The following is a 12,395-nucleotide window of genomic DNA, read 5'->3' as shown; positions in this document are numbered from 1 at the left end:
TCGCCCAGGTGTCCAACCTGGGCGAAGTCGTATTCGTGGACGAAGTCGTATTCGCCTATCCGTGGTGTCAAGGGAGTGGCGCTTTTGCGTGACAAATTTGGTTCGATTGGAGGAATGACCTGCCATGCGGGAAGTGAACAAATTGTCATCTAAGCCGATGGCGACGAAGTCGGTGGAACACTGGGAGCAGGCGAATGAGGATTTACAACTAATTCTCAATTCGTCATTGGATGACATTTTGATTACAGATGGGGACGGCATCGTGCTCAGTGTTTCGCAATCATTCGCCAACTCCTATCGCATTCCCCCAGAAGAACTGGTAGGAAAATCCGTGATCGAACTAGAGAAGAGCCAGATTTTTCAACCCTCTGTGACGCGCAAAGTCATCGAAACAAGGACCCGTCAGGTTTTGCTTCAGACCACAATGGATGATAAGAAAATGCTCGTAACCGGCGTTCCTGTGTTTGGCGAGGAGGGGGAGATTCGAAGGATTGTCTCCTACTCACACGATGTTACGGAACTCCTCGAGCTACGCGCACACCTATCAGAGATGCAAGAGGAAATGTCGCGGGTTCGGCGTGAATTGGAGCAATTGCGGGGTCGGGATAGGGAGATGTGTGATTTGCTCATCGCAAGTGATTGTATGAAACAATTGACGGAGTCGATTTCACGCATCGCGAGGCACGACGTACCCGTTCTTTTGCTTGGAGAATCTGGCGTCGGAAAAAGCGCGTTTGCCAAGCTGGTCCATCGGCAAAGTGATAGAAAGTCCGGACCATTCATTGAAGTGAATTGTGGGGCCATCCCGGCACACCTCATTGAATCTGAGTTATTTGGGTATGAACCGGGTGCGTTCACTGGAGCGGCCAAGTCCGGCAAGGTTGGGTTAATTGAGCTCGCGCACGACGGGACGCTGTTTTTGGACGAGGTTGGCGAGTTGCCACTTGCACTTCAGGTAAAGTTCTTAAAAGTATTAGAGGACAAACAATTTCGCAAGGTGGGTGGAACAAAACCTGTGCACTCAAACTTTCGCCTCGTTTGCGCGACCAATCGAGATATGTCGAGCATGGTCCAGGAGGGGAAGTTCCGCGAAGATTTGTATTACCGCATCAATACCGTTGAGATGTTGATTCCACCACTGCGGGAGCGGCCCAGTGATATTGTGGAGCTCGTGATGCACTTTTTGCATCAAATGTATTTGCGTCACGGATTGGATAGGGCGTTGGGGAAGGACGTCATGCAGCGTTTCCTGAGCTACCATTGGCCCGGGAATATCCGGGAGTTGGAGCACGTTGTCGAGCGAGCAGTCGTTCTCGCACCCGGTCACTTCATTGAATTGTCCGATCTACCCATCGCCATCCAGCGCGCCGGGGATACGTCTACGGCAGTGATGGATAAAATGTCTTTGCCGGATATGTTAGCCGCATACGAGAAACGCATCTTGCAAGATGCGCGTCAAAAGTACTCGACGACGACGCAGATGGCCATGCATCTAGGGGTGAGTCAGCCCACCATCGTTCGCAAATTGCAGAAATACTTCTCGGTCTAACCCGCACTTCTATGGCTTCCGTATCGAAACAGTTGATTATGCATAGTTGAATAACCACATTCACACCCGTATAGCCATTATCGACGTGACGGTCGTAAGCTGCATGCGTCTGGTCGGCCAGTGAACGCGGGCATCAATTCAAAAATGAATACAGAATAGTTGGATTTATGTGTTTTTTCGTTCGACTCCGTGGAAATCGCCTTCATTTCCCCACATCGCAGATTTGGCACGGTTCTTGCGTGAATGAATGTGAACGTGTTCAGACTAGGGGGAGTTGTATATGAGTGGGCGAGATAGTGGCGTTTCTTACGACCGCATTGCTCCCGTCCCGCAGGCGGATAGGTCGATGAATTTCTTTTCTACGTTCTCCCTGTGGATTGGCGCGAACGTCGTCGTCACCACGGTCTTCACAGGAATGCTCTTGGTGCCTGATCTGCACTTCTGGCGAGCGATGCTCATCGTTTTGGTTGGCTCCGTCATCGGCGGGATACCGATTGTCCTCACAGGGAATATCGGGACGCGCACGGGCCTGCCGACCATGATTCTCTCGCGTGGCGCATTTGGGCATCGCGGAGCAGTCTTACCGTCGGCGGTGAACACCCTCGTATTGATAGGGTGGTCGTGGATTCAGGCATACATGGGGGGCTTGAGTCTCAACAACGCGGTACATTACGTGACGGGTTATAGCAACATCAATCTATTCGTGATTTTCACAGAAATCGTCGTGCTCATTATCACACTGTACGGACATCGCGGTATTGAACGAGCCGAGAATATCGTAGCCGTGCTGATGTTATTGCTCTCGGTGGTCGTATTCAGCTACATGTTTGTGCACTTTCACCTAGCTGCTTTGGCGACCATGCCGGTCAGCGAACACCCAACTGTCACGACGATGGTGGGGTTTGATCTTGTGGTCTCAACCGCCTTCTCATGGATTACCTCATCCTGCGACTACAATCGCAACGCAAAGACACAGCGGACGGGCATCGTCGCCAGTTGGATAGGTTACACGGTGGCCACTGTCCTCGCCATGGGGCTGGGCGCGGCTGTATCGGGCTTTTCCCGTCTGGCACATCAGCCACAAACGTATGATCCGACGTCGCTGATTGGCGGCATTAACCCGGGGCTCGGCTTCGTTGCTGGCATCGTCATCTTCCTCTCGGTCATCTCGACGAATGTCATGGCGTTGTATAGTGCGTCGATGTCCTTTCTGGCTATTTTCCCGAGGGTCAAGTTTTTCTGGCCGACCCTAGTGATGGGTGTTGTCGCCGTCGTTGGCGCATTGCTTAAGGGCTGGCTGACGAATGAATTTGAGAATTTCATTCTGATGGTAGGTACGCTCTTTATCCCCGTTAGCGCGGTCATCTTGGTTGACTACTACTTGTTAAAAGGCGGAAAGTACGACGCGGAAGATATCATTTCAGGCCAAAAGAAAAGGTATTGGTATCGCGGTGGCGTGAACTACATTTCCTATTTCGCTTATGTGCTTGGCGCGGTGTTCGCCTACGTGTTCACCTATGTGCACGCACTTCCAACCGGCGCGACGGTGTTTACCTTCTTGTTCACTGCCTTAGTCTATTACGGGCTGATGAAATTATCGCGAGTCACAGTAACGATTGAGGATACTGTCGTTGGCTCGCTCGTGGAGTGATTGCGTTGTTTAAACCGAAGAAGTTTGTGGATTTATCGCTCAATTTGACCGATGACACGCCGATTTACCCTGGTGATCCGAAACCGCACATCACCGTCGCCACGACCATCGAACGCGAGGGGTACAACTTACATCACGTGCACATTGGGTCCCAGAGCGGTTCACATGTGGATGCGCCGTATCACTTTCTTGCGTCCGGCGAGCGGATCGACGAGTCTGACCTGTCTCTTTTCATTGGCACCGGACTGGTCATTCCAGCTCTCGGAAAACGGGAAAAGGAGCCGATTACACTCGACGAAGTACAGGCGTATGTCGAGTGCGTGGGCCCTGGGGACATTGTTTTGTTCCATACAGGGTGGAGCCGGTATGCGGGATTCGATAAATATTTTTCCCATCCGTATGTGCATATTGACGTGATTGAAGCGCTGTTGGCAAAAGGGGTTCGGACCTTCTGTATCGATTGTATCAACATGGACACAACTGGCGGTGACGAGTTTCCCGTTCATGATGCAGTGGCAGCAGTTCAAGGAATTATTGCCGAGAACTTGACGAATTTTGACGCCATAAATTTCCCTCAGCCCCTCGTCTGCCTATTTCCACTCAAGCTCGTCGGGTGTGACGGGAGCCCCGTGCGCGCGGTCGCGATACAGTTGGAATAAATCTGGTTTGAACATCATACGCGTACACATGAGACAGTGTCTGTGTATATGGCGGAGAGGGGGTTACATGATGAAGCTCGCCCTCGTTCAGGATGCGCCCGTACTCGGGGACGTCGAAGCGACATTGGCGCGCATGCAGGATATTGTTCGGAGTACTTGTCGAGACAATTCAGTCGATCTTGTGGTCTTCCCCGAGTTGTTTATCACAGGCTATTTGCCTGAACACTGGTCGTCGGTGCCAACGGCCGAAGAGGAACTCGGGTGGTTGGTGCGGTTGCAAAGCATGGCAGCAGCGTGTGATGTGTGGCTGATTGTTGGTCATCCGTCGTATCGAGTGCGTGTTACCGATGAGGCAAAGCGCCCTGTGTTGACCAATGCAGCGTCTGTCATCTCGCCGGACGGCGTCGTGGGGACTTACGCTAAGGTTCACTTGTTTGGAGATGAGGGGAAGACGTTTGTGGCGGGACGGTCGTGGCCGGTGTGGCGAAGTCCGTGGGGCAAAATCGCCGTCCAAATTTGTTACGACATCGAATTCCCGGAATCGGCGCGGATGGCGGGTTTGCAAGATGCAGATTTGCTCGTCAATATCTCGGCGAACATGGTTCCATATGGATCGTATCACCGTATTTACGCACGGGCTCGGGCTATGGAAAACACGATGTTCGTCGCATGTCTAAACCGTACAGGAATGGAAAACGAGATTGATTTTTGTGGTGAATCGTGTGTCGTACATCCGGATTCCTCGTGGTTGCTCCAAGCAGACTCTGAACCGGGCGTATTCGTCGTAGATGTACCACTGCACGAGCGCAGGAATTTAGACGAATGTGTGCAGTACGTCAAGCGGAGACAACCGCATGCGTACAAGCCTCTGGTCGAATCGTCATTATTCTGACTGACTAATTTATCTAAATTAATAAATCGAAATCTTGGTATAACTCGAAATGTGAACAAAGAGGAGGATCACGATGGACACCCAGACCATCGCTTCGCAGGGCCTATTGCAACTTCACACACAGTACGTTCCGAAGGGTGTTAGCGTTCAGAACAAAGTCGTCATCACGCGCGCGAAGGGCGCTCGCATGTGGGATGAAGAGGGCAACGAGTATTTGGATTTTGCCGGCGGCATCGGCGTACTCAATGTAGGAAACGCCCATCCGGAAATCGTTGAAGTCGTTACGCAACAGGCTCAGAAACTATTTCACACGTGTGTTCACGTGACGCTGAACGAACCTTATCTTCGACTTGTCGAACAGTTGTGCAGAATTGCGCCAATCACGGGCGAAAAAAAGTCGCTACTCCTCAATAGCGGCGCGGAGGCCGTAGAGAACGCTATCAAGGTGGCAAAGAGCTACACGGGGCGCTCTGCCGTCATCGCGTTTGAGTCCGCATTTCATGGACGAACGACGCTCGGACTTTCGCTCACCAGTAAGGTTCACCCCTACAAGGCAAAATTCGGACCTTTTGTACCAGAGGTCTACCGCTTGCCATTTCCGAATCTCTATCGAAAACCGGAGGGCGAATCCGCTGAGGCATTTATTGATGAGTCCATCGCGACGCTCAAGCGTGCATTTACTACGTATGTGGATGCCAACGACGTAGCGGCGATGATTATCGAGCCTGTACAGGGTGAGGGAGGTTTTGTGGTGGCTCCACCGCGCTTCATGCAAGCGTTGCGCGATATCTGTACAGAGCATGGCATTGTCTTCATTGTCGATGAGATTCAGACGGGCTTCGCGCGCACAGGCAAATTGTTTGCCACGGAGCATTACGAGGGGCTTGATCCGGATATCATCACGATGGCGAAGTCGATGGGCGCGGGTCTGCCGATCTCCGCGGTCGTGGGCCGGTCAGATATTCTCGACTCGACAGAGGTTGGGGGACTTGGCGGGACGTACGGAGGAAATCCACTTGCGGCTGCTGCTGCGCTGAAGGTCATCGAAATTATGGAACGCGACAATCTCCCTCTTCGCGCCCAACACATTGGCGAACGGAGTTTTGATGTGCTTCGCCGTTTACAGGAAACGGTTCCGTTTATCGGGGATGTTCGCGGCCTTGGCGCGATGGTCGGCGTGGAATTCGTGCGGGATAGGGCAAGCAAAGAACCGTATCCTGAGTTGGTGGCGAAGATTAGCCAAAAGTGCTTTGAGAAGCGGCTAATCACGGTCAAAGCGGGGGTTTACAGCAATGTCATTCGTCTATTGGGGCCACTCGTGATGACGGATGAGGAGTTAAATGCGGGACTCGATCGCCTCGAATCGGCCATAACGGAAGCTGTAGCGGAATTTTGTTAAACGAAACGGTGGGTTGCGGCATTCTCAGGGACTGGTTTTCCTTGGGGATGTCGCCATCGTCTTTTGAAGGAGGATTGTATGAAAGAAGACCAGGTGACGCTTCGTCGGACGTTGACGCTATTTCCACTGATTCTTTTCGGCCTCGCGTACATGGCACCTATGATTGTGTTTGGTACTTTTGGTGTAGAAGACGAGACGACGCACGGCTTGGCAACGGATGCATACATTCTCGCCTTGATTGCCATGCTCTTCACCGCATATAGTTACGGACGCATGGCGAAAGCATATCCGGTCTCTGGGTCGGCCTATACGTATGTGCGTAGGAGTATGAGTTCCCATCTCGGCTTTTTAATTGGATGGGTGACGCTGCTTGACTACTTCTTTCTCCCGATGGTCATTTGGCTGATTGGCGGCGTGTATCTTTCTGCCGAGATTCCAGGTGTGCCTGCTTGGATTTGGATTGTCTTATTCATTCTCGTCACGACCGCCCTGAACATCGTCGGTATTCGGATAAGTACGAATGTCAACGTCTTGATGATGGCATTTCAGTTCTTAGTTATCGCAATTTTCTTGGTGTTGAGTGTGCACGATGTGCTTTGGGGAATGGGAAGTGCGACGATTGTCTCGCCCAAACCGTTTATTTCCGATCAGTTTCATTTTTCGCTGATATTAGCGGGGGCGGCCATCGCTGGGTATTCGTTTCTAGGATTCGACGCGGTGACGACCATGACAGAGGAAACCGTACGGCCCGAGAAAACGGTTCCACGCGCTATCTTTTTGATCACGCTCGTCGGCGGCGTCATCTTTATCATCGCAACCTATGTGACACAACTGGTGTATCCGGATTACACGAAATTCGCGCACGCCGATTCTGGAGCATCAGAAATCGCAATGCAGATAGGTGGGCACCTGTTTACCGCCATTTTCACGGCTGGTCTCATTCTCGCTCAATTTTCCTCTGGCATTTCTGCACAGTCGAGCGCCGCACGTCTGTTGTATGCCATGGGGCGCGATGGGGTACTGCCAAAGAAAGTGTTTGGCCGACTCAATGGACGCTTTCAGACGCCACACTTCAATATTGTGTTGGTGGGGATTGTCGGTTTGTTGGCGCTGTTCATGACGGTCGAGACGTCTACTTCGTTCATCAATTTTGGGGCGTTCAGCGCCTTTGCGTTTGTCAACGTCTCCGTCATCGCCCATTACTTTTTCCGCGCAGGCAAACGCAAGAAGCCGCTTGACTTCTTACTCTATTTGGCAATGCCCGTGGTTGGATTCTTGTTCGACGGGTGGCTGTGGCTCAATTTGGACAAGAACGCGTTGATATTAGGTGCGATTTGGTTGGCGTGTGGCGTTGTCTATCTGATATTCCTCACGCATGGATTTCGACGAGTGCCGCCTGAGATTCACTTTGACAGCGCGAATGAAACACTGGGCGGTTAACGGTTCCGCGACGGATGTTCACCGAGGACATTTTGTTGGTCTTAGGAATCTATCCAGCTACCTTCAGAACCCGGTTGGCCAGGACTGGTTGTAACGGGTCCTGGCCTCTAATTTTCACATCTCAATGATGAAATCCATTGTTCTCCTTCGTGTCATGCGGCATTGGACCATCCAATGAATCTAGGTACTGAACCGCCTGTTTGAGATTCATCAAGAACAGTTGAGCGAGATCTCTCGAGAATCCGTTTCGAACCACCACGCGCATCACCGTCACGTCCTTCATATTGGCGGGCATGGGGTACGCTGGCACTTGCCAGCCAAACGTCCGCAGTTGCCGAGACAAGTCATATAAATTCCATTTGTCCGTATAGCCCTCTTTTAGCCGCCACGCGAATACAGGAATGTCACGTCCATCTGTGAGCAACTCAAACGGCCCGATTTGTTGAATTTCGTGACTTAGATATTGCGCTACGTCTTGGCTTGCCTTTTGCACCGCGTAGTAGCCGTTTCGTCCTAAACGCAGGAAATTGTAATACTGAAGAAGCACTTGGGCACCGGGGCGAGAGAAGTTTAAGGCAAAAGTCGGCATATTTCCGCCCAAATAGGACACGCGGAAAATAAGCTCTTCGGGTAGGTCTTCTGCTTCACGCCACACGACCCATCCAAGGCCGGGTACACCAGTCCGTATTTGTGCCCGGAGACGTTGATAGATTTGACCCTTTGTAATTGAAAGTCCCAAATCAAGTCTGGCTGTAGGAATGGGGCGACGAATCCACCCGAAGCAGCATCGACGTGCATTGGAATATCCAGACCCGTTCGTGACTGTAAATCGTCTAGGGCTTGTGCAATCGTGGCGACTGGTTCATACAGGCCGGTGTACGTGACGCCGAGAATTGGCACGACGCCAATGGTATTCTCGTCGACGGCGGAGAGAACGCCGTCGGGATGGAGATAGGGCTTATCTGGCGTAATGTTCACATACCGGGGTTCCACTTCCCAATAGTTCGCAAATTTCTCCCATACAACTTGCACCGCCGAGCTAAATACGATGTTGGGCCGATCAATGGACTTTCCTGCTTTCTTCCGCGCGTTCTGCCAGCGTCGTTTCAGCGCGAGACCGGCTAGCATGCATGCTTCAGATGAGCCAGTCGTGGAAACTCCTATCGTCGTCTCGGGATTCGGGGCGTGCCACAGGTGGGCTAAAATGCGCACGCAGCGTTCCTCTATGGCCGCTGTTTGTGGATACTCGTCCTTATCAATCATGTTCTTGTCGGCTGATTCGGTGTACAAGCGATCTGCAGCAGGCTCCATCCACGTGGTCACGAATGTGGCAAGATTGAGGCGGGCATTCCCATCTAATGCGAGCTCGTCGTGGATGATTTGATACGCGGTTTCGGGCAACATGCCCATTTCTCGCATGTGAAATCGTGGGACAGACTCATCTTCATCGCGGGAAAATAACGGATTGACAGATAACTCATGAGGTAGCAGCGATTGCGCGTGGCGCGCGTTCCAGTGTGGCATATTGGATTTCTTCCTCCGATAACTTCTTTTGCACCCCGAGTAACGAAGACGCTCAGAGGGTACCAAAATTTGTTGTTTTTAGTGTGCGTGGGATGAGCAGATTCATTCGTGCGGGATGTGTCAGAACAACCTAGGAATGTAGGATCATGTATACGACAAATCTCGGCATTCCAAGGATTAACTTTATATAATTTTTGTTTTCGTGGACTGAAGTGAATAAGTCGAAACGGAGCACCTTCTGGACGAAATAAATTAGTATGCTCGGAAAAGTGTATAGTACACACTCGTTTCGATTTGAGTGTTGCCTCCTTTTGTGGGATAGTCAGTCTCATAGATTTCGTTGGGAAAATGAACACGGGACGTCTTAGTACGGGAATCTCCTCTTGTTATCCGCTATTCTGGTTCGTCATGCACGCCACTAGAGATTCGTCTTCCTGAACATGCAAAGCACCTATCACTGCAGATGAGTCAAACCTCTACATAAAGCTTTTCTAGTTCATAAGGAAAGTTTACAGCCCAGTTTAGGGAAGGGGATTGTGTGCATCGCTCAGGTGCCGTACCATGGTTACATTATGACTGATAACATATTTACCAATTATTTGAGTATCCGTCCCTGTCAGTTGATTCAATTGCAAAATTGTCGAAATCCGGGTTAAGGTGTTGGATACTCTACTTCGGAGGTAAAGAGGATGAACTGTCCGAAATGTGGAAGTGAACAATGTCAGCGACGGCCCCGCCGAGGCAATTGGGTTATCGCCGCAGCGCATTCTTCGCAATAGTTTGGTGTCTTATAGCGTTTGCTATGTTGAATCAGAATCTTTATACTGGCGGACTTACTTTTCTTGCGTTCGCCATTGTTCCAGTGACAACCATCGTTCGTCGATTAAGGTATAACACCAATCGGTGGCCGAAATTGTATGAAGAGTGGAAGCAAACATGGTTCTGTAATCAGTGCGGTCACTCGTTTGTAGATGGAGAGATGGAAGCTTTGTGAAAACTAGACCGCGACGTATATACCGTTGCGGTCTAATTTATTACTTTTAACAGTTTGGGGAGCCAGTCTTGTTACTTTGAACGACAACAGTTCAAAAAATGTCCGCTTATTTTGCGCATATCAAATAACTCTCCGTATCTCCACAATTGCTATACAAATCCAATCGCTTGAAGTGGTTTCTTGGGCATATATTGGTTCGGATTTTTGATGTTGGTGTAATATTCGATGGGTTTGCGTTTGTCCTTATACACAAAAAACATGTTTCTACTTCAGTGTCGAACTACTCTATGTTACCCAATGGCCCAAATCATGCTTCTAGCAAACATCTAAACAAAAAGGGGGGAATCGTTTATGCGACGAATACTCGGCACTATTCTTGCCTTTTTTATTGGGGTGATAGTGTTATGCGTTTTAACCACGTCGATTTCCAGTCACTCGCTTGTACATATGGCTGCGACAATCTTGGGACTGTTTAATTCTCTATTTCATGCAAATACGCGTCGAAGTAACTATTACGGAATTTCATGGGTAAGCGTCAAACGCAGGACACATTGAAGGTAGGTCATTCGTCGTCATTATAATCAGAAATCCCCACCGGTTACGGCGGGGACTACTGTCGTGTTATGGAGTCTTTCTCCTTGAATGTCGCACTTCGTCCGGTAAGTTCCCAGCCCAAGGCAGCAGCGCGGCCAACGAGTCAGATTCATCGTCGGGGACGTTTGGTAGTTGCTCGAACAGATAGCACAGATATTGAAACGGGTCGAGTCCATTCTCTTTTGCAGTTTCCACGATACTGTATGTGATGGCGCTCGCTCTAGCTCCGCGCGGCGTATTGCTGAACAGGAAGTTCTTTCTCCCGATCACAAATGGCTTAATGGAACGTTCACCGCGGTTGTTATCGATCTCCAGATGGCCATCCTCAAGGAACACGGTGAGCTTACCCCATTGGCGTAGGCAATAATTCACTGCCTCTCCCAAGGCACTCTTTGGGAGTATGTTTTCCTTCTGGAATTCAAGCCATGGCAAAAAAGCATCCAGGACTGGACGACTTTGCTCGAGGCGCTGTTCGTACCGCTTCTCGGGAGTTATGTCTTTTAACCCACGCTCAATTTTGAAGAGACGATTGCAATATTCCAGTCCTTCCCTTGCAGCCACGGGCGTGTTCCGTTTGGATGCGGGTAAGGCCTTGATGGCCTCGTCGAATTTCCTTCGGGCATGACTCCAGCACCCTGACAGGGTCACATCCGGAATGTCCTCGTACCCTACGTAGCCATCCACATGGATGTATCCGTGAAATCCTTGGAGGAACCTTGTTGGATGCTCCCGACTGCGCGTCTCTTGGTAGTCGTACAAAACAATGGGTGGACCGTCCCGTCCACTGCGGTAGAGCCACATGTAGGACTTCGTATCTGCGGTTCTGCCGGATTCGTGAAGTACCTGCAGCGTTGTCTCGTCTGCGTGTAAGTACTTCCGTTGTAAGAGTTCCTGGTGCATCCGGTCGTATATTTTACTCAACCATGTCGTTGCACCGGCTAGGACCCAATTGGCCATGGTTTGTCGTGATAACGGAAAGCCCTGTCGCTCAAACTGTTGCTCCTGCCGATAGAGTGGCATCCCCTCGACGTATTTCTTACTCATGATGTAAGCCACTGCTGAGGCAGAAGCTAAGCTCCCCGGAAATGCCGGACGTGGCATGGAAGCTTTCACAACAGGGGTTTCAGTTTCATGCTTCTCACAATGACGACAGGCGTAGATATATTGAACATGCTCCACGACCTTCATCTGAGCCGGAATGATTTTTATCTCAGTTCGCGTTTCAGAACTCATTTCATGCATGGCGCCACCACAGCAGGAACACACCTGCTCCTCTTCGGGTAAGCGATACTCCATTCGCTCCACGGGCAGGTCCTTTAGGAGTTCATCACGCTGACCCGGACGTTTCTTTTTTCGCTTGTAGGTGATGGTTTCCATGGTGGGCTCTTCAAGCGTAGGTTCAGACTCGACTTCGGCTTCGTTAAACAACAGCGTCTGTACGGAGTCGGTCTTGGTCCGTTCACTAGACGCAGCAAAACGTTGGTGAGTTGCTTTGCGCAATTTCTCCTCAAGCCACTCTACCTTAGACTTGAGTTCGTCATTTTGCTGCTTAAGTATGGTGTTTTCTTGCTGCAAGGATTCAACCTGTTCGGTGGTGGAACTCTTTGGTTTCGCCATGCTATATATTTCGACATGCGAGCTAAAATCCCTTGTCACAAAAGAGATTACGGAACTTTTATTTTGCCACTGAGAG

The 12,395-nt window shown here is 50.5% G+C and carries 7 protein-coding genes and 1 pseudogene; 6 read left to right on the top strand and 2 right to left on the bottom strand.

The genetic code is table 11. The annotated features are described in order from the left end of the window. Positions 1 to 124 precede the first annotated feature (124 nt). The 6 genes from K1I37_RS17735 to K1I37_RS17710 all read left to right on the top strand — a co-directional run bounded on the left by K1I37_RS17735 (position 125) and on the right by K1I37_RS17710 (position 7,590). Positions 125 to 1,549 (top strand): sigma-54 interaction domain-containing protein, encoded by a 1,425-nt coding sequence (locus K1I37_RS17735; protein WP_021296530.1) that lies wholly within the window; start codon positions 125 to 127, stop codon positions 1,547 to 1,549. Positions 1,550 to 1,829: 280 nt separating this feature from the next. After that, complete coding sequence (locus K1I37_RS17730) at positions 1,830 to 3,200, top strand: purine-cytosine permease family protein (protein ID WP_021296529.1); 1,371 nt, start codon at positions 1,830 to 1,832, stop codon at positions 3,198 to 3,200. Between the two features lie 5 nt (positions 3,201 to 3,205). Next, positions 3,206 to 3,859 (top strand): cyclase family protein, encoded by a 654-nt coding sequence (locus tag K1I37_RS17725; protein WP_021296528.1) that lies wholly within the window; start codon positions 3,206 to 3,208, stop codon positions 3,857 to 3,859. Positions 3,860 to 3,926: 67 nt separating this feature from the next. Next, complete coding sequence (locus K1I37_RS17720; RefSeq protein ID WP_242215935.1) at positions 3,927 to 4,751, top strand: carbon-nitrogen hydrolase family protein; 825 nt, start codon at positions 3,927 to 3,929, stop codon at positions 4,749 to 4,751. A gap of 73 nt (positions 4,752 to 4,824) precedes the next feature. Then, on the top strand, positions 4,825 to 6,150 hold the full coding sequence (gene gabT, locus K1I37_RS17715; protein WP_021296526.1) for a 4-aminobutyrate--2-oxoglutarate transaminase: 1,326 nt from the start codon (positions 4,825 to 4,827) through the stop codon (positions 6,148 to 6,150). A gap of 78 nt (positions 6,151 to 6,228) precedes the next feature. Then, positions 6,229 to 7,590: an APC family permease gene (locus K1I37_RS17710; protein ID WP_021296525.1), complete on the top strand. Its 1,362-nt coding sequence runs from the start codon at positions 6,229 to 6,231 to the stop codon at positions 7,588 to 7,590. 121 nt (positions 7,591 to 7,711) lie between these two features. On the opposite strand, the pseudogene K1I37_RS17705 reads toward K1I37_RS17710, so the two are convergent. Together K1I37_RS17705 and tnpC are read right to left on the bottom strand one after the other, a co-directional pair. Continuing rightward, positions 7,712 to 9,114: pseudogene (locus K1I37_RS17705) on the bottom strand (glutamate decarboxylase). 1,615 nt (positions 9,115 to 10,729) lie between these two features. Next, positions 10,730 to 12,319, bottom strand: a complete 1,590-nt coding sequence (tnpC, locus tag K1I37_RS17700) for an IS66 family transposase (protein WP_242215911.1) — start codon at positions 12,317 to 12,319, stop codon at positions 10,730 to 10,732. Positions 12,320 to 12,395 lie beyond the last annotated feature (76 nt).

The organism is Alicyclobacillus acidoterrestris (assembly GCF_022674245.1).
Taxonomy (GTDB): Bacteria; Bacillota; Bacilli; order Alicyclobacillales; family Alicyclobacillaceae; genus Alicyclobacillus; species Alicyclobacillus acidoterrestris.
This window is presented reverse-complemented; position numbering and strand designations above follow the sequence as displayed.